The following is a 26,137-nucleotide window of genomic DNA, read 5'->3' on the forward strand; positions in this document are numbered from 1 at the left end:
CGCTATACCTGGCATTACCCCTTCACATCGCCCATAGGCTCAGAGGTGTCATGGCTCGCCGCGTTTTCTACATCACCATTCCCGTTGTATTCGCGCTGATTCTGCTCGGCGCCCTTTTCTCCCCCGCTCTGCTGTGGTGGCTGCTGCCGCTGGCACTACTGGGCGGGGTGGGCCTGCGCGATCTGCGCAGCCACAGCAACGTACTGCACAACTATCCGGTGATCGGCCATCTGCGCTACCTGCTGGAGTTCGTGCGTCCCGAAATGCGCCAGTACTTTTTCGAGTCGGAGACCAGCGGGCGCCCCTTCTCCCGCGAGCAGCGCGAACTGATCAACGCCCGCGCCGAGGGCGCCAGCGACACCTCGCCGTTCGGCACCGTGCGCGATATCGATGCCGCCGGCTACAACTTCTCCGGCCACTCGCTGGCGCCGGTGGAGATCGACGACAGCCAATATCGCATCATGATCGGCGGTCCGCAGTGCCGGCGTCCCTATAGCTCATCGCGGCTCAACATCTCGGCGATGAGCTTCGGCTCGCTGTCCGGCAAGGCGGTCGAGGCGATGAATCTGGGGGCGAAAATGGGAGGCTTCGCCCATGATACCGGCGAGGGAGCGATCAGCCCCTACCATGAAAAGCACGGCGGCGATCTGATCTGGGAGCTGGGCACCGCCTACTTCGGCTGCCGTCACGACAACGGCCGCTTCGATGCCGACACCTTTCGCGACAAGGCGCGCCGCGATCAGGTGAAAATGGTCGAGATCAAGCTGTCGCAGGGTGCCAAACCGGCCCACGGCGGGTTACTGCCGGGTGCCAAGGTCAACGACGAGATCGCCAGCACACGCCAGATCACGGCGGGCGAGGACTGCCTGTCACCGCCCTCGCACCCCGAATTTTCCACCCCGCGCGAGATGCTGGCGTTCGTTGCCAGGCTGCGCGAACTCTGCGACGGCAAGCCGGTGGGCATCAAACTGTGCCTCGGCCGGCGCAGCGAGTTTCTGAGCCTCTGCAAGGCGATGGTGGAGACCGATACGCTGGTCGATTTCATCACCGTGGACGGTGCCGAAGGCGGCACCGGCGCCGCCCCCCAGGAGTTCTCCGATCATCTCGGCGTTTTCATCGACGAGGCCCTGCCCTTCGTTGACAACGCCCTGCGCGGTGTCGGCCTGCGCGATCATATCCGCGTCATCGCCAGCGGCAAGGTGGCGCTGGGCTACGACATGGTGGTCAAGACCGCGCTGGGCGCCGACATGTGCAACGCCGCCCGCCCCTTCATGTTCGCAGTGGGCTGCATTCAGGCAAGGCGCTGCCATACCAATCGCTGCCCGACCGGCGTGGCCACCCAGGACCCGAAACGCGCGGCGGCGATCGACGTACCCGACAAGGCCAGGCGCGTCAGGCAGTACCAACGCGCTACCCTCGACGCCTTTGCAGCGCTCACCGGCGCCATGGGCGTGGCGAGTTTTGACGCGCTGAAGCCCGAGCACATCCGCCACCGCCGCGACTACGGCCCGGCGCAGGGCATGGATCATTTCAACCTGCCGGCACTACGCGACGGCCAGTTGCTGGGCGACGACATCCCCGCCGCATGGCGCGACGAGTGGCAGGCAGCCGGCGTCGATCACTATTGAAAAGCGCTGCCGGCAGGGCGCCAAAGGCCGCCGGCGCGGTCTGAAAGGCCATCTGATACCGCTGCACGGAGCCGCCATGTTGCGTTCTCTGCTTTTACTGCTCGCTCTGCTGCCGCTATCGGTGCAGGCGGCCGAGGTCGCGCCCTTCGAGGCGCATTATCACCTCGCCATCGACGGCTGGCCGGATGCCGACGTCAGCCACAGCCTCGCCCCCGACGAGGACGGCTGGCGCTCGACCATGCAGGCATCGATCAGCATCGCCAGCGGCGTCGAGTTCAGCCGCTTTCACCTCGACAGCAGCGGCCTGGCCACTCCCTGGTCGTTCTACAGCCGCTACCGACTGTTCGGTTTCGGCGACGACTACCGTCTCGACGCCCGACAGCTCTCAACGGCGCGCCCCGACCGCCAGGCGGCCCTCTTCGATCTTTCGCGCCTGGCCTTTGACTCCCCCGCCTGTCGTGGCCGCAGCGCCACGCCCTGCCAACTCGACTATGTCGATCATCGCGAACGCAACAAAACACTGGCGTGGCGGGTGATCGACAACCCCCAGATGCCGGTGCCGGCGGGAGCGTGGGCGACCCGCCACGTCGAGGCGTGGGACATAAAGCGCCCGGAGCGGCGCCTGAACTTCTATTTCTCGCCACAGCATCCCGGACTGCTGGTGCAGGTCGACTATTTCCGCGATGGAAAGCTGCGCGCGCGCATGCAGCTGACCGACTTCAGTGCCACATCGCAGCGACACAATGCGTCACAATCGAGTTAGACTGAACCGGCATTCATTCGATGGAAGGGGGCAACATCATGATGCTGGAACCTCATCTGCAGCTCACCATGGCGCTTGGCGAAGGTCCGCAGTGGGACGACAACGAACAGCGCCTTTACTGGGTCGATATCAAGGCCGGCGAACTGCATCGTCTCGATCCGCTCAACGCACAGCACGAGGTGTTCCACTTCGACGAGCCGGTCGCTCATGTGGTAGCCCATGAGGGAGGCGGCTACCTCGGCGCCTTTCGCTCGGGGCTGTGGCGTCTCGACGATCAGTTGCGCAAGCAGCAGCAGCTGGTTGAAGGCCCGCAGGACCCGGCGATCAGCTGGTGCAACGACTGCCTCTGCGACCCCGCCGGGCGCTTCTGGGTCGCCACCAAGAACGATGCCGAACGTCATCCGGTCGCGGCGCTTTTCAGCTACCAGGGCGAGCTGCGCGAGCACTTCGGCGGTGTCACCATCGGCAACGGCCTGGCGGTCAGCCCCGACCAGCGCTGGCTCTACTTCAGCGACACGCCGCGCTATCGCATCGAGCGCTACCCGCTGGACATCGACAGCGGCACTCTCGGCGAAGCGCAACTGTTTGCCGATACCAGAGCGCTGGCGCTGCCGGGCGCTCCGGACGGCGGCGCCGTGGATGAAAACGGCCACTACTGGATCGCCATGTACGGCGGCGGCGTTGTAGTGCACTTCAATGCCGAGGGCGAGGTGATCGATAGCCTGCCGCTGCTGGCGCCCAACCCCACCAAGGTGATCTTCGGCGACAGCGACCTGCGCACGCTTTACGTCACCTGTGCCCGCCAGGAGCTCGAACAGGCGACCCTGGATCAGTACCCGGACGCCGGTTCGCTGTTTTCGACGCGAGTCGAGACACCTGGACTGCCGCCTCACCGCTACCGCGATCCGGCGTAACCGCATCGTCCTGCGCGAGGATATCGGCTCCCCGCGCTGTCGCCGCGATCCACAGGGTGCGGTGACCTCATAAGTAAAAAATTTTCGAGAGCAGCATGACCGGCAAAGTGACCAGTGGCGACAACAATCTCGCCGACCAGCTGATGGCGGCGATTCTCGGCGGCCAGTACCAGCCGGGCGACTTCATTCCCAAGGAGATGGCGATCTGTCGCGATTACGGCCTCAGCCGCAATCAGGTGCGCCACCATCTGGCCACTCTGGTGCGCGGTGGCATCATCGAACGTATCTCGGGCCACGGCTCGCGGGTGCGCGATTTTTCACAGTGGCAGATCCTCGACCCCGCAGTGACCGACTGGATTGCCCGCTACGGCGCGCCGCATCCGGATATCCAGCGTGAAGTGCTGCACTTTCGTCTCACTGTCGAACCCTGGGTGGCGATGATGGCCGCCACCAGCGCCACAGCGCACGACCTGGTGGCCATCGAGGAGGCTTTCGAGGGCATGCAATGCTGTCTGCGCGAGACCGGCAGCGAGCGCTACAACGATCAGGACGTCGCCTTTCATATCGCCATCTATCGCGCCACCCACAATATCGTCTGGTCACAGCTCTCTCACGTGCTGCGCCCCTCCATTCACATGCTGGTGGTACGCAGTAACATCGGCACCCATGACCCGCTGCCAAGTCTCGACCGTCACCGCGAACTGATGAATGCGATCCGCATGCGCCAGCCCGAAAAGGCCCGTCAGGCGGCGGTGACCATACTGGAGGGCACCGCTCTGGCACTGGGCGTGGAGATTTCTGACCCGGGCGACAGCCTGCCCGCTCTTCTGTCGAAGTAGACCTGCCCCCTGCCAAAGTTCATGTTGCTCATACGTCATAAATGTTCAACATAGGGTAAGGTTACTGGCCGCTTCAATCGTCTCCTGTCATGCCAACAGGGCCTGAATCGTGCTGTTTGATCGAACCCCTTACACCAACGGGAGCCGACATGTCATTACACTGCCTTCAGGACCAGGTCGGCCGGGACCGCCACGGCCGACCTTTCCAACGCTTTCGACTGGCCAACAGCGCCGGCATGCAGATCGATATCCTCGACTACGGCGCCACCCTGGCGTCGCTCAGAGTACCCACCGAGGCGGGCGATACCGAGCTGGTCGTGGGCTTCGATGACCCGGCCGACTACGAGCAGCAGCCGCACCCCTACTTCGGTGCGCTGGTGGGGCGCTACGCCAACCGCATTGGCGGCGCCTGCTTCAGCCTCGACGGTGCCGACTTTCACATTCCGCCCAACGAGGGCCGCAATGCTCTTCACGGCGGGCCCGAGGGGCTGAGCGAGCAGCGCTGGCGGGGTGAACTGTTCGAAAGCGCCGAGAAGGTCGGCGTGACCCTGCGCTACCACTCTGCCGATGGCGAGATGGGTTTTCCCGGCAATCTGGAAGTGGCCGTGCACTACAGCCTCGACGAGCACAGCCGGCTCTGTATCGACTATGAGGCGAGCAGCGACGCGGCCACCGTGGTCAGCCTGACCAATCACAGCTACTTCAACCTCGGCGGCGCCGACGTGCGCCGCTATCGTCTGCAGTGCCACGCCTCGCGCTATCTGGTGATCGACGACGAGATGATTCCCACCGGCGAGGTCGCCAGCGTCAACGGCACCCCCTTTGACTTCCGCGAGCCGGCGGTGATCGGCGAGCGCGCACGTCTGGATAACCCGCAGCTGGCCGCCGCCGGCGGTCATGATGTGGCCCTGGTGCTCGATGGCGTCGACGACGCCACGCCGGTGGCGACCCTCGATGATCCCGATAGCGGCCGACGCCTCGAGCTTTTCACCGACCAGCCCTCGCTGCAGCTCTATACCGGTACTCAGCTCGACGCCAGCCTGATCGGCCACGGCGGCCGTCCCATCGAGGCGTTCTCCGGCATTGCGCTGGAGGCACAGCGCTACCCGGATGCCCCCAACCACGACAACTTCCCGTCGGCGCGGCTCAACCGCGGCGAAAGCTATACCCAACACAGCTGTTACCGCTTCCATTTCGATCGGAGCTCGACCTCATGACCACCCTCGCCATCGTCGGCTTCGGCAAGATCGCCCGCGATCAGCACCTGCCGGCCCTCTCCGCCAGCGACCGTTTTGACCTGATCGCGGTTGCCAGCCGCCACTCGAGTCTCGACGGCGTCGACAACTACCCCGATATCGATACCCTGCTGACCGAGCAGCCGGCGCTTGAGGCGGTATCGCTGTGTACACCGCCGCAGGGGCGCTACCAGCAGGCGCTGGCGGCAATCGAGGCGGGACGCCACGTGATGCTGGAGAAACCCCCCGGCATCACCCTCAGCGAAGTGGAAGACCTTGCCCGCCGCGCCCAACGGGCCGGCGTGACGCTTTTCACCAGCTGGCACGCGCGCGCCGCGGCGGGCGTCGAGCCGGCACGCGACTGGCTCGCCGAGCGGCACATCCGCAAGGTGGATATCGAGTGGCGCGAGGACGTGCGCCACTGGCACCCCGGCCAGCAGTGGATCTGGGAGCCCGGCGGGCTGGGCGTGTTCGATCCCGGCATCAACGCCCTGTCGATCGTCACCCATATGCTGCCGCAGCCCTTCTTTCTGAGCGAGGCGACGCTGGAAGTGCCGGAAAACTGCCAGTCGCCGATTGCCGCTCGGCTGAACTTCACCGACGCTCTGCAAACGCCCATCCACGCCGATTTCGACTGGCGACAGACCGGGCCGCAGACATGGCGTATCACTGTCGTCACGGATGATGGCACCCTGGTGCTGGACGACGGCGGCAGCCGACTGACCATCGGCGACGATCTCAAACTCGATGGCGAGGACGTGGAGTACGCAGGGTTATACCGGCGCTTTGCCGAACTGATCGAGCGCGGCGAAAGCGAGGTCGATATCACCCCTTTCCGCCACGTGGCGGACGCCTTCATGCTCGCCCGGCGCCAGCGGGTAGAAGCCTTCATCGAGTAGCGCAGGCGGAGGGGAATGCGCCGGCCGTGAAGGCCGGCGCGCAGGGTTCAATCCAGTGCTTCAAGCGCCTCGACGCACTGATCGATAACGTTGTCGAAGGATTTCGAGATATCGATAGCAATTGCCTCGTCGTCACCCGGGGCTTCGAGCGTCTCGAACTGGCTGGTGAGCATTTCCGGCGAGAAAAAGTGCTGACGCTCCTGCATGCGCTGCAGAATCAGATCGTATTCGCCTTTCAGGAACAGAATGGTCAGCTGCGGGTCGCCTTCACGCAGAATGTCGCGATAGCGGCGCTTGAGCCCGGAGCAGCCGATCAACACGGTCTCGTCCGCTTCGCGATAGCGCCCAAACAGCCGCGCCAGCTCCTCCAGCCAACCGCGCCGGTCGTCATCGTTGAGCGAATGGCCGCTGGACATCTTGCGGATATTTTCCGGCGGGTGATACTTGTCACCGTCGATGTAGTGGCAGCCGATACGCTCGGCTACCGCCTCACCGATGGTCGATTTACCGGACCCGGATACCCCCATGATCAGTACGCGTCGCGAAATAGCGTGACGCTGATCAAAACTCTCTGCCATAACCGGGCTCTCTTTTCGTGGTATGAAGGCGTCGATAGCCATAAGCTGACAAATCATTCTTTCAAAGGGGACATGGCGTCGCAACCGAGTAGCCACAACCCTTCGACTATCGTCCAGGAGGATGTTTCAACACAGCCGCTCCTGAAACGCACTCTTACGCTGTACTGTCATGGCCCAACCGCTGCGCCACGGCATCGAATGCCCGGGCATCGTCAGCGCTGAAAAAACACAGCCCGACCTCGATATCGCCCTCGGCAAGCTCACCGGCCATCACCTCGAGCACCACCTCGGCGGCGGCTTCGAAGGGGTAGCCGTAGACGCCGGTGGAGATCGCCGGAAAGGCGAGAGTGTGCATCCTCTGCCGTCGCGCCAGCGCCAGTGCATTGCGGTAGCAGGCGGCCAGCGTGACCGAGCGATCCTCACCCCGGGCGTAGACCGGTCCGACGGTGTGAATGACATACCGCGCCGACAGCGCGAATCCCTCTGTCAGCGCCACTTCGCCGGCCGGCAATCCATCGGGCCAGTCGCGGCGGCGCAGCTCACGGCAGGCCGCCTTCAACTGTCCTCCGGCGGCGCGATGAATGGCACCATCTACCCCGCCGCCACCCATCAGCGAGCTATTGGCGGCGTTGACGATGGCGTCCACTTCCAGCGTGGTGATATCGCCGCAAAACACCTTCAGCCGACCGTTCATGTAATGCGTCGTGGCCATGTCCACCTCCGCCAATCGAATGTCGCGACTGTCAGGCCCCACTGCCGCTCTGCGCGGCGCTGCCCTCGGGCGCTTCGATTTTCTGCGGCGAAGGCTTGAGAATGGCATAGACCACGCCGATGAACGCCGAGCCAATGGCGATGGTCATCAGATAGAGCAGCGCATGATTGACCGCACCGGGAATCAACAGCACGAAGAGACCGCCGTGGGGCGCCATCAGGTGGATGCCCAGAAACATCGAGATCGCTCCGGTGATCGCGCCGCCAACGATGGAGATAGGAATCACCCGCAGCGGATCCTTGGCGGCGAAGGGAATCGCCCCCTCACTGATGAAGCAGAGCCCCAGCACGAAAGCCGCCTTGCCGCTGTCGCGCTCCACCTCGGAGAACTTCGAGCGGGCCAGAAAACTGGCCACCCCCATGCCGATCGGGGGGATCATGCCGGCCGCCATGATCGCCGCCATGGGCGCGTAGGTCTGCGTCGACAACAGCCCCACGCCGAAGGTGTAGGCCGCCTTGTTGACCGGCCCGCCGAGGTCGACGCACTGCATACCGCCCAGCAGCATTCCCAGCAGAATGGCGTTGGTGGTGCCCATGTTGTTGAGGAAATCGGTCAGCGTCGCCAGTAGCGCCGAGACCGGCCCGCCCACGATATAGATCATCGCCAGGCCGGTAACCAGACTCGCCAGCAGCGGAATGATCAGAATCGGCTTGAGCGATTCGATACTGGCCGGCAGCTTCACCGAGCGGGTGATCAACTTCGCCGCATAGCCGGCCAGAAAGCCGGCCAGGATACCGCCGATAAAGCCGGCGCCACTGGAGCTGGCCAGCATGCCGCCGATCATGCCCGGGGCGATACCCGGTCGGTCGGCGATCGAGTAGGCGATGTAGCCCGCCAGCACCGGCACCATCAGCGCGAAGGCGGTACCGCCGCCGATCTGCATCAGCGCCGCCGCCAGGGTGCCCTCCTCTTCGTAGGCGTTGATACCGAACACGAAGGAGAGCGCAATACACAGACCGCCGGCCACCACCATCGGCAGCATGAAGGAGACGCCGGTCAGCAGGTGCTTGTAGACGCCGCGCTCCTTGACGCTTTTTTTGCCGCTACCGCCGGAAGCGGCAGCCCCGCTGCCTTCGCTTTCGATCTGCGCCTCGGCGAGCGCCGCCTTCACCGTCTGCTGCGACTTCTTGAGCGCCGCCCCGGTCGAGGTGCGATAGATCGGCTTGCCGGCGAAGCGCTCGTCGTCGACCTCGATATCACAGGCCAGCAGCACCAGGTCAGCGTCGCGAATCTCCTCCTCGGTGAGCTGATCCTGAGCACCCACCGAGCCCTGGGTCTCGACCCGAATATGGTGCCCCATGGCGCGCGCCGCCTCGGCCAGCGCCTCCGCCGCCATGAAGGTATGCGCCACCCCGGTGGGACAGGCGGTCACCGCCACGATGCGCTTTTTACCGCTGTCGCCGGAGGCCGCCGGTTTCGCCGTAGCGGCCGCTGCCGCCTCGTCGTCGCTGCCCTGCCAGGGGGCAGCCTGCTCGCGAGCGCGGTTCAGAAAACCGTCGGGGTCGGGCAGCGCCGCCGACAGCTGATCGCGGTAGAGCGGCTTGCCGCGAAAGCGCTCGAGTTTGATCGGGAGAGAGGTGGCCACCACCACCAGCTCGGCGTCGGCAATCTGCTGCTCGGTGAGCGTACTGTTGTCGAACTGGCCCTGCATCTCTACGGTAGCCTGCCAGCCCAGCCGCCGGGCGGCCTGCTCCAGCCGTCGAGCGGCGATATAGGTAGTCGCCGTGCCGTTGGGGCAGGCGGTGACGATTACGATATTCATGCGATCTCCTTCGCCAGTGCCTGCCACTGGTCGACATGGCGTCCCGGACGCTGCGGGACGGTGCGTGCAATACGAAACGAATGGCGTGCTCCGGTTGTCATGCGGGCAACTCCTCGATCTCCACTGCTGCCGAGAGCGCCGCAAAATCCTCGCTGTCGGCGCGCCCCACGCCGATACGGCGCACGGCATCGGCCGACAGGGCGGTGGCAAAACGCAGCGTATCGGCGCGCGACCAGCCGCTCAGCTCACCGTGCAGGGCGCCCGCCAGCAGGGTGTCGCCGGCGCACACGGTGCTGACCACCTCGACCTTTGGCGGCCGCGCGCGCAGCGCACCGCCGTCGAAAAACCACATCACGCCGTCGCCGCCCAGTGACAGCAGCACGTTGTCCACGCCGTCGTGCTGCACCTCGCGTGCCGCGGCGATCAGCGCCGCTTCATCAGTCAGTTCACGGCCCAGGCACTGCGCCAGTTCGTCTTCGTTGGGCTTGATCAGCGCCGGCCCGGCCGCCGTACCGGCCACCAGTGCCGCACCGCTGCTGTCGAGCCACACCGGCAGTTGGCGCGCGGCCAGCGCCGCAATCAGCTCGGCCAGCTGCTCGGGACTGATACCGGGTGGCAGACTGCCGGCGATCACCACCGCGTCGAGCTCTTCGAGAGCATCGAGACGCCGCACCAGCGCCTCCAGATCGGCACTACCAATCCGCGCGCCGGGGCCGTTGATGTCGGTGACGCGGCCGTCGGCCTCGGAAAGCTTGACGTTGATGCGGGTCTCTCCTGCTACCCGCACAAAGTGATCGGCAACGCCCCAGTCGCTGAAGGCGCGCTCGAAGGCAGCGCTGTTATCGCTGCCCAGAAAACCGCTCGCCAGCACTTCGTGGCTCTGCATGGCGAGCACTCGGGCGACGTTATTACCCTTGCCGGCCGCGGTCAGCGAGCTCTCCAGGGCGCGGTTGACCTCGCCGGGCGCCAGCGTCGACAGCCTGATCCCGAGATCCAGCGCCGGGTTGAGCGACAGCGTCAGTACCCGCCTCATGTCAGCTCCTCCTCCAGCAGGGCGCGCACCTCGGCGGCGGTAGAGAGCGTCAGCACCCGTTCGGCCAGCGCCCGGCTGCGGTCCAGCGACAGGCGTCGAATGCGCTGTTTGACCAGCGGTACCTGACGGCTGGAGACCGACAGCTCATCGACACCCAGCCCGGTCAGCACCGGGATCGCCTGGGGGTCGCTGCCCAGCTCGCCGCATACGCCCACCCAGCGCCCGCGCGCATGGGCGGCCGCCACCGTCATGCGGATCAGCGCCAGCACCGCCGGGTGCAAACCGTCCGCCTGGGCGGAGAGACGCGAGTGGCCGCGGTCGATCGCCAGGGTGTACTGGGTTAGATCGTTGGTGCCGATCGAGAAAAAGTCGACGTGCTCGGCCAGGCTCGGCGCCAGCAGCGCACAGGAGGGCACCTCGATCATCACCCCCAACTGCACGTCGGGGGCGGCCACTTCGGCCTGCACCCGATCGAAGATCGCCTTCGCGGCGTGGAACTCCTCGACGTCCTTGACCATCGGGAACATGATGCGCAGCGGGCGGCTCTCGGCGGCCATCAGCAGGGCACGAATCTGGGTCTCCAGCACCTCGGGACGGGTCAGCGCGAGGCGAATACCGCGCAGGCCGAGGAAGGGGTTGTCCTCCGGCGGCACCGGCCAGTAGTCGAGCGGCTTGTCGCCGCCGACATCCAGCGTGCGCGCCACCAGCGGGCGGTCGCCCAGCGCGTCGAAAGCGCGGCGATACTCGGCGATCTGGGTGTCGAGATCGGGCGCCTCGGGGTGAGCCATGAAGATGAACTCGGTGCGCAGCAGCCCCACGCCCTCGGCGCCGCGCTCGACGGCGTCCTCGGCGTGGGCGGTATTGCCCAGGTTGGCGGCCACCTCGACGCGATGGCCATCCTCGGTCACCGCCTGCTCAAAGCGCACCTCGAAGGCCTCACGCTCGAGTTTCTCGCGCTCACGGATGGAGAGTTCGGTGCGAGCACGACGCTCGCTGTTGGGAGCCGGAATCGCTCGACCGCGCTCGCCGTCGAGAATCAGTTCGACGCCGTTCTCCAGCGCCATGATCGACTCGCCGGCGCCCACCACCGCCGGAATACCCAGCGAGCGGGCCAGAATGGCGCTGTGCGACGTGGCACCGCCGCGGGCGGTGAGAATGCCGCGCACCCGCTGGGTATCCAGCCGCGCCACGTCGGAGGGGCCAACGTCGTCGGTTACCAGGATGTAGGGATGGTCGGGCGGATCGGGCATCTGCACGCCGCACAGATTGCCCAGCACCCGCCGGCCGACGTCGCGCAGGTCGGCGGCACGCTCCGCCAGCAGGCGGTCGGCAAGCGCTTCCTGGGCCCGGGCGGCGACATCGATAGCGCGCCACCAGCCGGCCTCGGCGCTGGCGCCCTCGTCGATCGCCTCGCCGGCGGCCTGCTCCAGTTCGGGATCGCTCAGCATCTCCTCGTGCATGGAGAGAATCTCGGCCACCTCGCCGCCGGAGCCCGCGATCATCCCGGCGAGCTGCGTATTGGCCTCGCCAATCGCCTCGCCGAGCCGCGACTTCTGGCGAGCGGGATCGGCAGCCGTCTCCTCATAGTGAAACTCCGGCGGGCGCATCACGAACACCGGCGCGATCGCCATGCCGGGGGAGGCCGGCACCGCCGCCAGCGGCGTATCCGCCTGCGGCGCCGGGACCGGCTCGCGCGGCGTGGTGCGGTTGCGCGAGGGGCGTGCATCGCTGGTCTCGCCCAGCGGCGCCACCTCTTCACCAAGCCCGCCGCGCAGCGCCTCGGCCATGGCATCCACCGCCTCGCGGGCGCCATCGCCCTCGGCGGAGAAGATCAGCATCTGACCGCGCCGCGCACCAAGGCCGATCACTTTGGTCAGGCTGGCGGCGGAGACCGGCTCGGCGCCGCCGTCGGCGAGGCGCACCCGCACGGCCAGCGGCTGATTGCGCGCCACCTGTACCAGCTGCTTGGCAGGACGGGCGTGCAGACCGTGGGCGTTGCGCACCCGCACCTTCGCCGTCTCGGCGCTGGCCGACTCGCCGGACAGCCGCGACAGCAGCGCCTCGCGGGAGAGCCGTGACAGCTCCTCGCCCCGACCCTCCTCCAGCACGCCGATCAGACGGTCGAGCAGCGCACGGTGGCCGTCACCGCTCTCGGCGAGACAGAAAAGCCCCGCCACGCCCTCGACCGGCGACTCCGGCAGGGCCAGCGCCAGCGCCGGGGTGGCAACGCCGGTGGCACTGCGGGTCAGCCACAGCTGCTGGCCCAGCGCCACCGGCTCGCTGGCGAGCACATCGGCAAGGAAAGTGGTATCGACGCAGCCCAGCTGATTGAGGCGGCTGGCCGCAACGGCGGCAAGCTCGAGGGTGGAGCGCGCCGGCACCTTCGAGATAATGGTGTCGCCGTCAAAGCGCGCCTCGACCGGCGCCTTCGACAGCAGCGCGATCACCTCTTCGGGATCGTCGGCGGCAGCCAGTTTCTCGGCGACCCCTTCACGATCGATGACGTGGGTCAGTCGGCGCAGAATATCGAGATGCTCATCGCTCTGGGCGGCGATGGTGACCAGCAGGTGAACGCGGTTGCCATCGTGCCACTCGACCCCCTGCGGAAACTGCAAAAGGCGCAGCCCGGTGGTCTTCACATAGTCGCGGCTGGCCGGCGTGCCGTGAGGAATGGCGATACCGTTGCCCAGCCAGGTGGAGGACTGCTGCTCGCGTTCGAACAGCGCCTCGCCGTAACCCTGCTCGGCGAGGCCGCCATCCACGAGGGCGCGCCCCGCCTGTTCGAGGGCATCACGCCAGCCCTCGGCGTGTCGGTTGAGCGATACGGCATCACTCTGGAGTGTGAGCATGGCGCTGTTATCTCCTGGTAGCGAAATCTTCGAGGTCAGCGAGCCACGACGCAGCGAACGGCTGGCAGCATCCCCGTCGTCCCGGTCGCCATTCATGGGAGCGGAGCCTCAATGACAGGGCAGCTGAATCGTGTCACCTTCTATACGGCAATGCTGTAAGTTTTCTGCCGGCGAATCAAGCGGCTCGGCATTGACATTTGGTCGCATTGAAAGCACTCATTGCAGAGCGCGTCGGGGTCGCCCGGGCCGGGGATACGCCGAATCTACATGGATGGGAACAGGAAGGCCATGACACTGGCAGAGATAGCGCGACTGGCGGGCGTGTCGCGCACCACCGCAAGCTACGTCATCAACGGCAAATCACGCCAGCGGCGCATCAGCGACGCTACCGTGGCACGCGTCATGGCGGTGGTTGAAAGCCACGGCTATCAGGTCGATGCGCGCGCCGCGGCGCTGCGCAGCGGCGTGACCCGAACGCTGGGCTTTATCCTCCCGGACCTGGAGAACACCAGCTATGCGCGCCTCGCCAAGCTGATCGAACAGGGCGCGCGGCGGGCCGGTTATCAACTGCTGATTGCCAGCTCCGGCGATGACCGCGACACCGAACGGGAGCTGGCCGCCACACTCCAGGCGCGCCGCTGCGACGCCCTGATCGTCGCCTCAGCGCTGCCTGCCGACGACCCGCTCTACCCGCGATTGATTGACGAAGGTCTGCCGGTGGTGGCCGTCGACCGTGCACTGGACGAGCGCTGCATTCGCAGCATCATCAGCGAAAACCGTGTTACCGCCAGCAGGCTGACCGCCTCGGTCGTGGACGACGACACCCGCCATGTCCTGTGGCTGGATGCGGTGGCCACGCTGGGCAATACCCTCGAGCGGCGCGCCGGCTTCGAGGCGGCGGTGGCTGCCACCGCTTCTCAGCCGATGGCCTACAAACTGTGCGGCGAGCACTACGAGCGCGATTCGGGAGCAGCGCTGATGGCGCAACATCTCGCCCGCCACGGCCTGCCGCAGGCCCTGGTCAGCGCGTCACGCACCCTGCTCGACGGCGCGCTGGACGTGCTGCTGCAGCACTTTTCGATGAATCAACTGATCGACAGCGGCCCCAAGCTGGCGACCTTCGGCAACGACCGGCTGCTCGACTTTCTGCCGCTGGGCATCAACGCCATGCAGCAAAACCACGAGCGTATCGCCGAACGGGTGCTGCATCACACCCTCGAAGCCATTGCCGGGCAGGCGCAGCCGGGTCGCGTGGAGGTGCCGCGCCAGTTGATCATACGCCACAGACCAGCCGGCGCGCCGCTAGTCTGACGCCGTGGTTTCCACTGCCTGCCAGGCATAGACCCCATACTGCCAGTGGCTGCTGCCGGGACGGCGCGGCCCCAGCCAGCCGCGGGCCAGCAGTTCGCGGGCCAGCAGCTGATTGAACAGCGCGTGGCCGACAAAGAGTACCGAGTGGTGATCGCGGGCCAGCGCAACCAACCGGTCGGCGGCGTGGCGAATACGGATACGCACCTCGTGGCGGCTTTCAGCGTGGCCGTGGTAGCCGAACAGCCACAGCAGGCGAAAGGTGATCAGCCATACCGATATGGGCAGCGCCGGCGTGGGCCAGCGGCCGCTGCCATGAGGCAGATCGATCTCGCGCAGCAGGTTGTCGCTGACCACCACGTTGTGCGCCTCCAGCCGCGCCGCCGACTCCAGCGAGCGCGGCAGGTCGCTGCAGGCCACCACTGCACATTCGCGGGCGATCGTGGCCGCCCGCTCGCAGCGCGAATCGCCGGTGATACCGGCCAGTCGGTAGCGCGCTACCCAGCCGCGAAAATCCGCCGCTGCCATGCGCCCTCCCACCTCCTCCTGTGAAGCGCCATGGCGCATCAGCACAATCTTCAAGCGTGGCGCCCCTCATCCTGTTTCTGTCTCTTCACGAATCCATCATAGTGGGCGATCCAGCGGTCGTCCCGTTGGCTTCAGCGACATATCAAAGCACGCTGTCCTACAGTAACGGACCATCCATTTGATTCCGGAGTGCCCCGCCGTCGTGAATCACAACGCTTCCCGCCCCCACGCCGCGTCCGAAGTCCCTGCCGGCGACGTACTGGCCGGCCCCCTGCTGCGCTCACTGCTGGCAGAGCGCATGACCCTGTGGCTGGTCGCCGAAGCGCCGCTGCGGCTACGGCTGTGCCTGCTGCGCCACGGTGGCGAGCAGGTCATCGAACTCGATGACGCCCCGCAGTGTCGTCGGCTGCCGCTGGGCGAGCGCGCTCATCTGCACCTGATCGATGTCGCCCTGTCGCCGGCCCTCGAGGAGGGCGAGGTGTTCGACTATGACCTGCAGATCGCCATCGATAGCGACTGGCAGGGCGTGGCAGGCTGGGCACCGGAACTGCTCTATGACGGCGAGCAGTATCTGCGGGTGCGCCACGCCATGAACCTGTCGAGACTGGTACACGGCTCCTGTCGCAAGCCGCATTTCGACGGCGCCGACGGCCTGGCACGGCTCGATCGCTGGCTCGCCGAGCGCCGTGACAGTCCCGAACAGTGGCCGTCGCTTTTGATGATGACCGGCGATCAGATCTACGCCGACGACGTCGCCGGCCCCATGCTGTTGGCGATTCGCAATCTGAGCCGCCATCTGGGCCTGCCCGGCGAGCGCTTCGAGGAGGCCAGCATCGCCGACAGTAGCGAACTGGAGAGCGACCCGCGGCTATACCGGCGCGGCGAATTACTGCCCTTCACCGCCGACAACCGCGCGCTGCGGCGCTACTTCTTCGGCGGCAAGGAGAAGCCCATCTTTACCGCTGCCGGGGCCGACAATCATCTGATCACGCTGGCCGAGATCCTCGCCATGTACCTGTTGGTGTGGTCACCGCGACCCTGGCGCCTGTTCGAGCGCGACACCCCCGAACTTGACGACGAGCTGACAGAGCGCTATCGCCATGAGCAGCGCGTCATCGACGACTTCGTCGCCGAACTGCCGGCAGTGGCACGGGTGCTGGCGCACCTGCCGAGCTGGATGATCTTTGATGACCACGACGTCACCGATGACTGGAACCTCACCGCCGAGTGGGAGCGCGCCGCCCACGAACACCCCTTCTCGCGGCGCATTCTGGGCAACGCCCTGATCGGCTATCTGCTCTGTCAGGGCTGGGGCAACCGCCCGCAGGCCTTCGACGGCGAAGTGATGGCCCGGCTGGAAGCCTACCTGCACACGCCCGACGCCGAGCAGCAGGACCAGTTGATCACCACTCTGGAACGCTTCGAGCGCTGGCACTACAGTTTGCCCACCGAACCCGCCATGCTGGTGCTCGACACCCGCACCCGGCGCTGGCGCAGCGAACGCGGGCTGCACAAGCCCTCCGGACTGATGGACTGGGAGGCGCTGACCGAACTACAGCAGGCACTGATGGACCGCGAATCGGTCATCATGGTATCGGCGGCGCCGGTGTTCGGCGTCAAGCTGATCGAGACCGTGCAGCGGGTGTTCGTGTGGCTCAACCGGCCGCTATTGGTCGATGCCGAAAACTGGATGGCCCACCGCGGCGCGGCCTATGTGATGCTCAACATCTTTCACCACCGCAAGACGCCGCGGCGTTTCGTGGTACTGTCCGGAGACGTGCACTACAGCTTCGCCTATGACGTGCGCCTGCGCGAGCCGGGCCGCAGGGACGGCCCGCAGATCTGGCAGATCACCAGCAGCGGCATTCGCAATCAGTTTCCCGACCGCCTGCTGGACACCTTCGACCGCCTCAACCGCTGGCTGTTCGCCGCCTGGTCGCCGCTCAACCTGCTCACCAAGCGCCGTCACATGCGCATCAAACCGCGCCAGCCGGACAGCCGCTCGCCCGGCGAGCGGCTGGTCAATCTCTCCGGCATGGGGCTGGTCGACCTCGACGCCGAGGGGCGGCCGATCGATATCGTCCAGCTCGGCGGCGACGACCGGGACGTCAGATTCGAACGCGACGAATAGGCGCTCAACCGCTGCCGCCCTGCTCCGCCTGCGGACCTTCGGCCTGGCGCGCTTCCTCCTGCCGGTCAGCGGGTGGCAACCCCTGTCGCCAGGCCGACCAGTCGCCGGCAATCGCCTCCACAAGCGGATAACCGGCGCGCACCATGTTGGTCAGCGCCGGTCGGTAGCCTCCCTGGCGGGCATAGCCGGTCAGTCCGTCGGCATCGCTCAGGCCTTCATAGGGGCGATAGAAGCTCGCCCCGACGTTGAGCACCGCAGTACGCTCACGGCTGAGCCGCCCCGCCTCGTCGGCGCGCTTGAGAGCGGTGACAATGGCGTTGTCCTCCTGCTGGGCGCTGCACAGCCTGGCGGCGCCGTCGGAGAGCTGTTCGGCAAGCTGCTCGGCCCGGTCGGCGAGTCGGTTGCCGTACCACCAGGTATCGCTGGAAACGCTGTCGCACTGCACCACGGCCGGCGGCTGATTGGCCGGCGCTGTGGTGTAGTGGTTGCGGTAGACCGCCGCAGCGTCGCTGTCGGCCAGTTCGACGCCTTGCGATAGCGCTACGGCGCGATCCACCAGCGCATCGTCGAGATGGTAGTACTCGGTGCCGTATTCCTGATGCGGACTCTGGGTCGGCGAATAGGTGTTGATGCTCAGATAGCCGGTGGTCCACTCGGCGGGAATATCGCGGGCGTCGAGCTCCCACTGAATGCCGAAGTCAATCAGATAGCGCGGCCAGGTGGGCGAACCGAGGGTTGCGTAGTGGGGGTCGACGCCGGCCACACCGCTGACCAGAAACCAGCTGTCGGAGAAGTCAAAGCGCGGCGAAAAGGCCAGTATCGCCATCGAGGTGGCGGCGTTGGCATAGCCGCGGCCGGTGGTGAACAGACAGATATCGTCTTCATTGCACAGCACCTCGGGGTAGCTGCCGTGCAGCCCCGGTACCTCGATGGCGCTGTCCGGCGCCAACCGCTCGCGCCAGGCGCTGCGCTCGGGCCCGAAGGTAGTGATCACCAGCGCCCTGACATGGCGGGGGGCGCCTTCGCCCGGGCTTTCGCCGCCCTCAGCAGGGGGAGGCCCCTCTTCGGCAACGGTTGCCCCCGGCGCCAGGGCTATAGCCAGCAGGGCCGCTTTCAGATAGTAAGCGTGATTCATGCGCCCTCCGGTCATCATCGCATCGCGCTGCCATCTTCTCATATTCGCGATGCCGGGTCGGCCGATCGGCACTCCGACAATGGTAGATAGCCTGCCATTTGATAACACATAATAAAGAAAAAACCTGAATTGCCGTTAAGACCAACATCGTATACATGCCGCTGGCTGTTTCGGCAAACCAGTGTATACCGGCGGCTCGCCCCGCACGGAACAGTGCCATCTCACTGTCCGGTGTAACAGTCATGGCCGCGACGCAAGCGCCTCCCGGGGGCGGCATGCAAGTCGACGGCGCTTAAAGGACTGGCAGCCCCATGCTTCTCAAACCAGGCTCACTGCAACAGCGATTTCTGCGGATCACACTCACCATGCTGCTGCTGGTGATGGTATTCATGGGCTACGCCCTCTACACCATCCTGGTGCCCTGGCTGCAGGACCAGGAGCGTCAGAGCGCGCTGATCTCGGTCTACCGGGTGAACCAGCAGTTTGACCGGGATATCGCGGAACTTGACGAGCTGGCGCATCTCCTGGCTGGCAGCAACAGCATCCGCAGCCTGCTCGGCGGCGCCGGCGCACCGGCGATGGTCGCTCACGACGATGTCGACCTGTGGCTTGTGACCGACCGCCGCGGCGCGCTGGTGATGGCCGACGGACACCTCCCCGGCAGCGATGATTGGCAGCGCTGTGACGCGCGACTCGAGGATTGCCGATGGCTGCTTAATGGACTGCCCTCGCTGCTCACCCGGCGTGCCGGAGAGACAATCTTCAACCCCCTCAACCAGAGTGGCATGGGCGGCCTGAATGATCGGACGTTTTTCATGCTGGCCAGCTACCCGGTGCAGGCAGGTACCCGCAGTGAAATGCTCGGTCGGGTACACGCCCTGCGCTTCATCCCGAAACGCTGGCGCATCGGCGAGGCAAGCCGTCAGGCCTTCATTATGAGTCTGGACAGCAGCGACGCCGTGATCACGCAGAATAGCGCGGCGCAGATCGTGCCGGTCAGCAGCAGATGGCTGCGCGCCCGGCTGCTGCGTCAAGGCGTTGTCCCGGGCAGGACGGTCGAGCTGACGGCATCCGTCTCGCGCAGCGACCTTGGCGGCACGCTGACCACCCTCTACATGAGCCTGCTGGCGGTAGGCGCGCTACTGCTGACGACGCTGCTCGCCATGCTGATCCTGTTTCGCACCGTAATCCTGCGCCCCATTACCCGGCTTTCCGACTACGCTCGCCGCCTGCGTGACAACATTGGCGAGCATCTCGAGGCACCGCCCGCCTGGCTACAGGGGCGTGACGACGAACTGGGGGTGATGGCGCGGGAATTTCAGCATCTGATCCACACCCTCGACGAGCGCAACGCCCATCTCAAGGCGCTCAGTCAGCGCGACGCCCTGACCGGGCTGAGCAACCGCCGGCTGCTGGACCGCCAGCTGCCGCGCACCCTGTCGCTGACCCACCGACTGGATCGTCCGGTGGCGCTGATCATGATCGATGTCGACCACTTCAAGCTCTACAACGACTGCTACGGCCATCCCGAGGGCGACGAGTGCCTGAAGATGATCGCCGCTACCCTGCGCGATATCTTCCAGCGCGACTCCGATCTAATCGCCCGCATCGGTGGCGAGGAGTTCGTCATCGTGCTGCCCGATTTTGATGAACACCAGGCGCTGGAGATCGCCTGCGGGCTGTGCACCGCCATCAAGGCACAGTGCATGCCCCACGAACGCTCGCCGACCCACCGCTACGTGACCATCAGCGCGGGCATTGCGGTCTCGCACCCGGACGAACCGCTCTCCGGCGAAGCGCTGCTCAAGCAGGCCGACGAGGCGCTCTACGAGATCAAGAAAAGCGGTCGCGATGCGGTGGGCGGCGTCAACGCCAGCAGCAGCACTGCCGCTATCGATGCACTATTCGATCTGCACGGCACCGAGCATCAATAGCCGCGCAGTGTGCAGCGCAGCCCGTACACCGCCGCCGCGACAGGCAATGCGTGATATCGGCGCATCAATGCTTTCGCGAAGCAGCCGATCCGCTCAGCCGGCACTGCCGGCGAGGCTGGCGCTGCGAATCAGGGCGATGACGTCATCGCCCGGCGACAGCGCCAGGGCTTCGCTCGCTTCCAGCGTAATCCGTGACAGAAGCCGCTGCCCCGCCAGCCGCAGGCTGACTTCGACCATGCCCGGCTCGCCGTCATCGAGCTGCTCGACGGTGGCGCGCAGGCGGTTGCGAAAGCTGCTTTGCGACGGCATCTCGCGGGCCAGCGCCACGTCGCGGCGGCGAATGCGCAGCCGCACCCTTTCACCCGGCGCATGATCGATTCGCGGCAGGGTCATCAGCTGACCGTCATCGAGCGCCAACCGTGTCGCGTGGTAGCGCTCGTCGTGCGCCTCCACCCTGGCGCTGATCGGCGTGCTGGCTTCGAAGCCGCCCAGCCAGGGGGCCAGCTCGGCGCGCCCCAATAGCTCATCCAGTTCGCCGTCGGCCACGACCCTGCCACTGTCGAGCAGCACCAGCCGCTCGGCGATCGCCATCAACTCCTGGGTGTCATGGCTGATGAACAGAATCGGCAGTTCGATTTCGCGGGTCAGGCGCAGGATATAGTCGAGCAGCTCACGCTTGCGCGCGCCGTCGAGGCCGGTCAGCGGCTCATCGAGCAGCAGCATATCGGGCTCGGCCAGCAGTGCCCGGCCGATCGCCACGCGCCGTGCCTCACCGCCGGAGAGCGCATCGGGCATGCGCGCCAGCAGGGGTTCGATACCCAGCAGCGACACTACTCGATCAAACGCCTCGCCGCCGGTAAGGCGTCGGGCGTAGGTGAGATTGCCGCGTACCCGGTAGTGGGGGAACAGCCGCGCCTCCTGAAACACCACGCCCAGACGCCGGCGATGAGGCGGCACGAAAAGCCGCTGCCGGGTATCGACATAGGTGCGCTCGCCGAGCCTGATATGGCCGTCATCGGGACGATCGAGGCCGGCCAGCATGCGCAGCAGGCTGGTCTTGCCGCTGCCTGAGTGGCCAAACAGCGCCGTGACCCCCTGCTCGGGGGCGCGGATATCGACATCCAGATGGAAGTCGCCCTGGCGGTGGTCGATTCGCAGTTCCAGCATGGCGCCCTCTTCTAAAGACCTGTATCACGCCCCGCCATACGCCTGCGGGTACGCCGCGCCAGCCACTCGGAGACCACCAGCGAGGCCATCGCCACCGCCACCGAAATCGCACACAGCCGCGCCGCGGCGCCCTCCATGCCGGGGGTCTGAATGGTCGAGTAGAGTGCCAGCGGCAACGTGCGGGTCTCGCCGGGAATGTTGGAGGCGAAAGTGATGGTGGCGCCAAATTCGGAGAGCGCGCGGGCGAAGGCCAGCACGCCCCCGGTAATCACCCCGGGTAGCGCCAGTGGCAGGGTAATGGTGATAAAGACCCGCAGGCGCGTCGCTCCCAGGGTGCGTGCCGCCGCCTCAAGCTTCGGATCGACCGCCTCCAGCGACAGCCGCACGGCACGCACCAGCAGCGGAAAAGCCATTACGCCGCCGGCCAGTGCCGCGCCCTGCCAGGTGAAGGGCAGCGAGATGCCGAAAGTCTCCAGAAGCCAGCTACCGATCACGCCGCGCCGGCCCATCACCACCAGCAGCAGATAGCCTACCACGACCGGCGGCAGTACCAGCGGCAGATGCACGATGCCATCGAGCAGCGCCTTGCCGGGAAACTCATGCCGCGCCAGCAGCCAGGCGACCAGGATGCCGGGGACGACAATGATCGCCAGCGCGCTGCCGGCCACCTGCAAACTGATCCATAATGCCTGCTGTTCCAGCTCGGTCAGCACGCTCACTCCTTGTTGAACCGCCCGCCGAATCAGTCGTTGGCCATTTCAAAGCCGTACTGCTCGAAAGTCTCGCGGGCCGCGTCACTGCTCAGCCAGTCAAGGAAGGCACCTGCCGCGTCGCCGGGATGCTCACCGATCAGGGCCGCCGGATAGATGATCGGGTCGTGGCTGTCGGCGGGGAAGAGGCCAAGCTGTTTAACACCATCGCTGGCCTGCGCATCGGTAGCATAGACCACGCCCAGCGGCGTCTCGCCACGCTCGACCAGCGCCAGCGCCGCGCGCACGTCGCTGCCACGCGCCAGGCGGGGCTCCAGCGTCTGCCACTGACCGGTGGATTCGAACGCCTGTTTGGCGTAGATACCGGCCGGCACGTGAGCCGGATCTCCTACCGACACGCGCTCTCCATCCTCGAGATAGTCCACCAGCGGATGCTCGGCGTCGGGGGTGAAGGATGGAATGTCGGTATCATCGGGAGCGATCAGCGCCAGCCGGTTACGCAGCAGGTTATGGCGCTGACTGACCACCACACCGCCCTGATCCTGCAGCCAGTCCATCCACTTGACGTTGGCCGAAAGATAGACATCAGCAGGTGCCCCCTCGCCGATCTGACGCGCCAGCGTCGAGGAGCTGGCATAGACCGGCACCAGATCGACGTCGTGATTTTCCTCATACTGCTCGACCAGCGCGTTCATCACATCGGTCAGCGAAGCGGCAGCGTAAACGTCGACGCTGTCGGCAGCCCGGGCCTGGCTTGCCAGGCACAGCGGCGAGAGCAGTAGAGCGGCGAAAAGGCCGGTGGCCAGCGGCTTGAACATGATGACGTTCCCCTTGACAGCTTGAATGACGTTCTCTTTTCGATGTGCTTTTAAATGCACATCGGGAGAATAGCCCATCATTTTTGCACTGTCGCGCCCCCTTCAGGAATTTCCCGTTCGCGGGAACGAGCCCGGCACGCACTCAATCGTCGTCATCCAGCCCCAGGCTGTGGCGGCTGAACTGCTCGGTGGCGCGCGCGGCGGTATCGTGTTCCAGCGCCCGGTAGCGCGCGATCAGACGTTCGCCCAGCGGGGTCAAATGGGCACCGCCGTGTTCGGCGCCACCACGGCTGGAGTGGACCACCGGGCGGTCGAAGGCGATGTTGAGCTCATCGATCAGGGTGCGCGTCTTGCGGTAGCTGATACCGGTGCGGCGCGCGGCGGCGGCGATCGCTCCGCACTCGCGGATCGCCTCCAGCAGCGCGATGCGGCCGGGGCCGATCAGCACGCCACTGCCCACCACGAGCCGCAGCTTGACTTCGGGGTCGGATGGGCCCTGGCGCGTCGCGGGGCTGTTGCGATGTTCACTGTCATCCTGCAATGGCATTCTTGCCTCCTGTGACCGCCACCATAAGCCGTCATCGTCGCGCTGGCGACTGCCTTTCGACCGAGGAGACCGTTTTTTGCACATTCACCCTTTCGCCGCGAGGAGCGCGACGCCGTCATCGCGCTCTGGCAGCGCTGCGAACTGACCCGCCCCTGGAACGACCCGGTACGCGACATCGAACGCAAGCTCAGTGAGGACCCTGCCCTCTTGCTGATCGGTGCCGACGAACTCGACCGGCCGATCGCCTCGGCGATGGTGGGCTACGACGGCCATCGCGGCTGGCTCTATTATCTTGCCGTGGACACGCAGTGGCGCGGCAGAGGCTACGGCCGGGCGCTGGTCGAACGCGCCGAGACGCTGCTGATCGAGCGCGGCTGCCCCAAACTGATGCTGATGGTACGCCAGGGTCAGCCGTCACTGGAGCGCTACTATCACCAGTTGGGCTTCAGCGACAGCGAAACGGTGACGCTGGGCAAGCGTCTAATCCGCGACGAATGAAAAAGCCGCCCGGATGAGCGGCTTATAGCGAAGACGCTATACTGGCCCTACTGCTGAGCCGCAGCGGGGCGATCAGGATCGAAGTTTTCAAGGCAGGTAACCACGCTACCGCTCTGCAGATTGACGCTTCCATTCCGTGGCGTCTGGAGTTGACCGGTCAGCCGAGCCGAGGCCTCAAGCCAGTCGGTAAGAGTAGCGCCCAGCGCCATGGCATCCTCGGCACGGCCCGTGGCGTAGTGCGTCAACAGCTCTCTGGCCTGCGCCCGTTCGCCCTGCGCTATCAGCGTTTGGGCAGAGGTCTCCAGCCAGGACATATCATCCATGCTCTGCTGCTCGAAACCTTCGAGTAGAGGTGTGACCTGCGGTAGATAACGTCCGGGATCGGCACACATCCAGTACATTACCTGCTTGAACCGCCGTCCCGCGAAATCGGAGGCCTCCTGCTGCTGATAATCGGGATTCAGGAAGCTGGCAGAAGCACCATCGGTAAGATAACGATGCTGCCCGTAAGACATCGGAACTTCTTCAACGCCCAACCACCAGGGGAGAAAGGGTGCGGCCACGGAACCAGTGGGCGCCACCCAGATTCGGACAAGATCGGAATCGACACTGCCATCGAGCGTCGTGACCTGACCATAGCCTGCCGAGTCGTCGGTGATACGCGGATCGCGCACTCTTGTCATCAGGTCGCGCTCGCTAACGGGAGCCATCTCGCGAGTGGCTTCTTCAAGCTGCGCCTGGGTCATGTATTTATAGCCCCCGGTGCGGGCTCTGGCATCTTCCCTCTGCGGCCCATACACCTCGAAGACATTGAACGCATCACCGCTGTCAGGATCGAACCAGCCCTGTTCCACGGCAAAATCGATCAGATTGTCGGCGCCCATGAAATCGGCGCGGTCGGCGTAGTCCAGCGGAAAGTCCTCTATGTAGCCCGGATAAAGGACGCGAACTTCGTCGTTATCGAGTCGCTCGGCGGCCCAGAGCCCCTGCCCACCGGCAAACTCCCATACCACCCAGGCTTCGTTGGGATCAGCGATCAGATGTGTGTTACCACCATAGGTGGCGTAGCCATACTGCTCGATCAGTTCACCGATAAGCTCGACCCCTGCCCGCGCAGTTTTTGAACGCTCCATGACCAGACGAGCCAGATCACTGTACTGAACGCCGATTTGTGGCTCGGGTGTCATGGCGATCAATTCATCGCGATTGGTCGCCCAAACGTCACGCACTGCGACATGGTGCTCATTGACCCCACCATTGGTCAGCGGTGCGGGGAACCCCTCGAAGTCGGAATAGTTCATGGTCAGATAGCGAAAGGTATGGGCCACCTGTGGAATTTCAATCAACTCGCCGGGGATCGAAGCGTTGTCGGTAACACCAACGCTTATGGCATCACCCTCGGCATGATCGCGGGCCGGTACGATTTCGAGCCAGTGACTCGAGACCTCTTCACCCGTACCGCCCAGCATGGGATGGCCACTCTCCGTCAACTCACCGCCGACATAAAAGGCGTAACTGGCCAGTGCCGGTGGTGCAGTCATCAGCGCAGCGCAAGCCGTCAACGCCATTAGCTTCCCGTGCCTAACCTTCATTCCATTACCTCTTGTTTTCGTGGAGAATTATTTTCATCAAAAGATATAATACTATATAGACCGGTTCCATTCCGATGAGGAAATGTCGGCGCTTCAACAATGGTGGCGCTTCAATAGTGCAGATCAGAACGATCGCGCGGGTAAATAGTGCATCGTACCGGAAGGCATCGGCACAGCCTTTACGCCGAATTCCCTTCCAAAGCATCGAGTAGGGTGAGGCGTTACCGCCTCATCCCTCTCACAGAACCGTACATACGGGCCACGTATACGGCTCATGCCATTAACTTACCCCGAACTCGGGGACAGTGATGCCCGTTTTGACCTGGGTTAAGTCCAGCAACCTCAGATCGTCATGCAGGTAGGCATTGGATATCGCCAGATGAGCCAGCGGCGACGCCGCGTTACGCCAGCTTTGCATCTTGATAAACTTGAACGGCGGGCGGTAGCCCAGCTGTTTAAGCCTTCGATGCAGCCGACTCGGCTTCTTCCACTGTTTG

The 26,137-nt window shown here is 65.2% G+C and carries 23 protein-coding genes; 10 read left to right on the forward strand and 13 right to left on the reverse strand.

What is annotated here, in order from left to right:
- Positions 1-50: 50 nt before the first annotated feature.
- The 6 genes from H146_RS0115270 (at position 51) to H146_RS0115295 (ending at position 6,278) form a co-directional block, all read left to right on the forward strand.
- Entirely contained in the window at positions 51-1,628 is a 1,578-nt protein-coding gene (locus H146_RS0115270) for an FMN-binding glutamate synthase family protein (RefSeq protein ID WP_019952756.1), read from the forward strand.
- Between the two features lie 76 nt (positions 1,629-1,704).
- The gene (locus H146_RS19550; protein WP_019952757.1) at positions 1,705-2,391 is read left to right on the forward strand and encodes a hypothetical protein; all 687 of its coding nucleotides are present in this window, start codon (positions 1,705-1,707) and stop codon (positions 2,389-2,391) included.
- A 38-nt stretch (positions 2,392-2,429) separates the two neighbouring features.
- Positions 2,430-3,305, forward strand: a complete 876-nt coding sequence (locus tag H146_RS19555) for an SMP-30/gluconolactonase/LRE family protein (protein WP_169433492.1) — start codon at positions 2,430-2,432, stop codon at positions 3,303-3,305.
- A gap of 95 nt (positions 3,306-3,400) precedes the next feature.
- Positions 3,401-4,144 (forward strand): FadR/GntR family transcriptional regulator, encoded by a 744-nt coding sequence (locus H146_RS0115285; RefSeq protein ID WP_019952759.1) that lies wholly within the window; start codon positions 3,401-3,403, stop codon positions 4,142-4,144.
- Between the two features lie 149 nt (positions 4,145-4,293).
- Complete coding sequence (locus H146_RS19560; protein WP_019952760.1) at positions 4,294-5,361, forward strand: aldose epimerase family protein; 1,068 nt, start codon at positions 4,294-4,296, stop codon at positions 5,359-5,361.
- Positions 5,358-6,278 (forward strand): Gfo/Idh/MocA family protein, encoded by a 921-nt coding sequence (locus H146_RS0115295; protein WP_019952761.1) that lies wholly within the window; start codon positions 5,358-5,360, stop codon positions 6,276-6,278. The genes H146_RS19560 and H146_RS0115295 overlap by 4 nt, the downstream gene beginning before the upstream one ends.
- A 47-nt stretch (positions 6,279-6,325) precedes the next feature.
- Here H146_RS0115295 and H146_RS0115300 read toward each other — a convergent pair whose 3' ends face one another.
- From H146_RS0115300 to ptsP, 5 genes are all read right to left on the reverse strand, one after another.
- The gene (locus tag H146_RS0115300) at positions 6,326-6,856 is read right to left on the reverse strand and encodes a gluconokinase (protein ID WP_019952762.1); all 531 of its coding nucleotides are present in this window, start codon (positions 6,854-6,856) and stop codon (positions 6,326-6,328) included.
- A 154-nt stretch (positions 6,857-7,010) separates the two neighbouring features.
- Complete coding sequence (locus tag H146_RS0115305) at positions 7,011-7,568, reverse strand: O-acetyl-ADP-ribose deacetylase (protein WP_019952763.1); 558 nt, start codon at positions 7,566-7,568, stop codon at positions 7,011-7,013.
- Positions 7,569-7,599: 31 nt separating this feature from the next.
- Complete coding sequence (locus tag H146_RS0115310) at positions 7,600-9,390, reverse strand: PTS fructose-like transporter subunit IIB (RefSeq protein ID WP_019952764.1); 1,791 nt, start codon at positions 9,388-9,390, stop codon at positions 7,600-7,602.
- A gap of 97 nt (positions 9,391-9,487) precedes the next feature.
- Complete coding sequence (pfkB, locus tag H146_RS0115315; RefSeq protein WP_019952765.1) at positions 9,488-10,423, reverse strand: 1-phosphofructokinase; 936 nt, start codon at positions 10,421-10,423, stop codon at positions 9,488-9,490.
- The gene (gene ptsP / locus H146_RS0115320) at positions 10,420-13,272 is read right to left on the reverse strand and encodes a phosphoenolpyruvate--protein phosphotransferase (RefSeq protein ID WP_026352036.1); all 2,853 of its coding nucleotides are present in this window, start codon (positions 13,270-13,272) and stop codon (positions 10,420-10,422) included. The genes pfkB and ptsP overlap by 4 nt, the downstream gene beginning before the upstream one ends.
- A 288-nt stretch (positions 13,273-13,560) precedes the next feature.
- On the opposite strand from ptsP, the gene cra reads away from it, so the two are divergent.
- Complete coding sequence (gene cra / locus H146_RS0115325) at positions 13,561-14,583, forward strand: catabolite repressor/activator (protein WP_019952767.1); 1,023 nt, start codon at positions 13,561-13,563, stop codon at positions 14,581-14,583.
- Here cra and H146_RS0115330 read toward each other — a convergent pair.
- Entirely contained in the window at positions 14,575-15,153 is a 579-nt protein-coding gene (locus H146_RS0115330) for a histidine phosphatase family protein (RefSeq protein ID WP_245558761.1), read from the reverse strand. The two genes, cra and H146_RS0115330, sit on opposite strands and share 9 nt — an antisense overlap.
- Before the next feature lie 157 nt (positions 15,154-15,310).
- Here H146_RS0115330 and H146_RS0115335 point away from each other — a divergent pair, with 157 nt between their 5' ends.
- Positions 15,311-17,239, forward strand: a complete 1,929-nt coding sequence (locus H146_RS0115335; protein ID WP_019952769.1) for a metallophosphoesterase family protein — start codon at positions 15,311-15,313, stop codon at positions 17,237-17,239.
- A gap of 4 nt (positions 17,240-17,243) precedes the next feature.
- On the opposite strand, the gene H146_RS0115340 is transcribed toward H146_RS0115335, so the two are convergent.
- Positions 17,244-18,374 (reverse strand): purine-nucleoside phosphorylase, encoded by a 1,131-nt coding sequence (locus H146_RS0115340; protein ID WP_019952770.1) that lies wholly within the window; start codon positions 18,372-18,374, stop codon positions 17,244-17,246.
- Positions 18,375-18,685: 311 nt separating this feature from the next.
- On the opposite strand from H146_RS0115340, the gene H146_RS20345 reads away from it, so the two are divergent.
- Entirely contained in the window at positions 18,686-20,308 is a 1,623-nt protein-coding gene (locus H146_RS20345; RefSeq protein WP_019952771.1) for a GGDEF domain-containing protein, read from the forward strand.
- Positions 20,309-20,401: 93 nt separating this feature from the next.
- Here the strand turns inward: H146_RS20345 and modC are convergent, their stop codons facing one another.
- The 4 genes from modC to H146_RS20350 all read right to left on the reverse strand — a co-directional run bounded on the left by modC (position 20,402) and on the right by H146_RS20350 (position 23,550).
- Complete coding sequence (gene modC, locus H146_RS0115350) at positions 20,402-21,475, reverse strand: molybdenum ABC transporter ATP-binding protein (RefSeq protein ID WP_019952772.1); 1,074 nt, start codon at positions 21,473-21,475, stop codon at positions 20,402-20,404.
- Between the two features lie 11 nt (positions 21,476-21,486).
- Positions 21,487-22,188 carry a molybdate ABC transporter permease subunit gene (gene modB, locus H146_RS0115355; protein WP_019952773.1) on the reverse strand — a complete coding sequence of 234 codons (702 nt, stop codon included), beginning with the start codon at positions 22,186-22,188 and terminating at the stop codon, positions 21,487-21,489.
- 29 nt (positions 22,189-22,217) lie between these two features.
- Positions 22,218-23,003, reverse strand: coding sequence for a molybdate ABC transporter substrate-binding protein (gene modA, locus H146_RS0115360; protein WP_019952774.1), 786 nt, complete (start codon positions 23,001-23,003; stop codon positions 22,218-22,220).
- A 142-nt stretch (positions 23,004-23,145) separates the two neighbouring features.
- The gene (locus tag H146_RS20350; protein WP_019952775.1) at positions 23,146-23,550 is read right to left on the reverse strand and encodes a winged helix-turn-helix domain-containing protein; all 405 of its coding nucleotides are present in this window, start codon (positions 23,548-23,550) and stop codon (positions 23,146-23,148) included.
- Positions 23,551-23,592: 42 nt separating this feature from the next.
- On the opposite strand from H146_RS20350, the gene H146_RS19575 reads away from it, so the two are divergent.
- Positions 23,593-24,048 carry a GNAT family acetyltransferase gene (locus tag H146_RS19575; protein ID WP_051091034.1) on the forward strand — a complete coding sequence of 152 codons (456 nt, stop codon included), beginning with the start codon at positions 23,593-23,595 and terminating at the stop codon, positions 24,046-24,048.
- A gap of 47 nt (positions 24,049-24,095) precedes the next feature.
- On the opposite strand, the gene H146_RS0115375 is transcribed toward H146_RS19575, so the two are convergent.
- Both H146_RS0115375 and H146_RS21930 read right to left on the reverse strand, forming a co-directional pair.
- Positions 24,096-25,616, reverse strand: a complete 1,521-nt coding sequence (locus H146_RS0115375; protein WP_156826850.1) for a C69 family dipeptidase — start codon at positions 25,614-25,616, stop codon at positions 24,096-24,098.
- 304 nt (positions 25,617-25,920) lie between these two features.
- Positions 25,921-26,137 (reverse strand): hypothetical protein (locus tag H146_RS21930; protein ID WP_026352038.1); only part of this gene is annotated, 217 nt, incomplete at its 5' end.

This window comes from Kushneria aurantia DSM 21353 (assembly GCF_000382245.1).
GTDB lineage: Bacteria > Pseudomonadota > Gammaproteobacteria > Pseudomonadales > Halomonadaceae > Kushneria > Kushneria aurantia.

Coding starts and splice junctions, on each gene's coding strand:
- H146_RS0115270 (WP_019952756.1), top strand. CDS start 51: ATGGCTCGCCGCGTTTTCTACATCACCATTCCCGTTGTATTCGCGCTG.
- H146_RS19550 (WP_019952757.1), top strand. CDS start 1,705: ATGTTGCGTTCTCTGCTTTTACTGCTCGCTCTGCTGCCGCTATCGGTG.
- H146_RS19555 (WP_169433492.1), top strand. CDS start 2,430: ATGATGCTGGAACCTCATCTGCAGCTCACCATGGCGCTTGGCGAAGGT.
- H146_RS0115285 (WP_019952759.1), top strand. CDS start 3,401: ATGACCGGCAAAGTGACCAGTGGCGACAACAATCTCGCCGACCAGCTG.
- H146_RS19560 (WP_019952760.1), top strand. CDS start 4,294: ATGTCATTACACTGCCTTCAGGACCAGGTCGGCCGGGACCGCCACGGC.
- H146_RS0115295 (WP_019952761.1), top strand. CDS start 5,358: ATGACCACCCTCGCCATCGTCGGCTTCGGCAAGATCGCCCGCGATCAG.
- H146_RS0115300 (WP_019952762.1), bottom strand. CDS start 6,856: ATGGCAGAGAGTTTTGATCAGCGTCACGCTATTTCGCGACGCGTACTG.
- H146_RS0115305 (WP_019952763.1), bottom strand. CDS start 7,568: ATGGCCACGACGCATTACATGAACGGTCGGCTGAAGGTGTTTTGCGGC.
- H146_RS0115310 (WP_019952764.1), bottom strand. CDS start 9,390: ATGAATATCGTAATCGTCACCGCCTGCCCCAACGGCACGGCGACTACC.
- pfkB (WP_019952765.1), bottom strand. CDS start 10,423: ATGAGGCGGGTACTGACGCTGTCGCTCAACCCGGCGCTGGATCTCGGG.
- ptsP (WP_026352036.1), bottom strand. CDS start 13,272: ATGCTCACACTCCAGAGTGATGCCGTATCGCTCAACCGACACGCCGAG.
- cra (WP_019952767.1), top strand. CDS start 13,561: ATGACACTGGCAGAGATAGCGCGACTGGCGGGCGTGTCGCGCACCACC.
- H146_RS0115340 (WP_019952770.1), bottom strand. CDS start 18,374: ATGAATCACGCTTACTATCTGAAAGCGGCCCTGCTGGCTATAGCCCTG.
- H146_RS20345 (WP_019952771.1), top strand. CDS start 18,686: ATGCTTCTCAAACCAGGCTCACTGCAACAGCGATTTCTGCGGATCACA.
- modC (WP_019952772.1), bottom strand. CDS start 21,475: ATGCTGGAACTGCGAATCGACCACCGCCAGGGCGACTTCCATCTGGAT.
- modA (WP_019952774.1), bottom strand. CDS start 23,003: ATGTTCAAGCCGCTGGCCACCGGCCTTTTCGCCGCTCTACTGCTCTCG.
- H146_RS20350 (WP_019952775.1), bottom strand. CDS start 23,550: ATGCCATTGCAGGATGACAGTGAACATCGCAACAGCCCCGCGACGCGC.
- H146_RS0115375 (WP_156826850.1), bottom strand. CDS start 25,616: ATGGCGTTGACGGCTTGCGCTGCGCTGATGACTGCACCACCGGCACTG.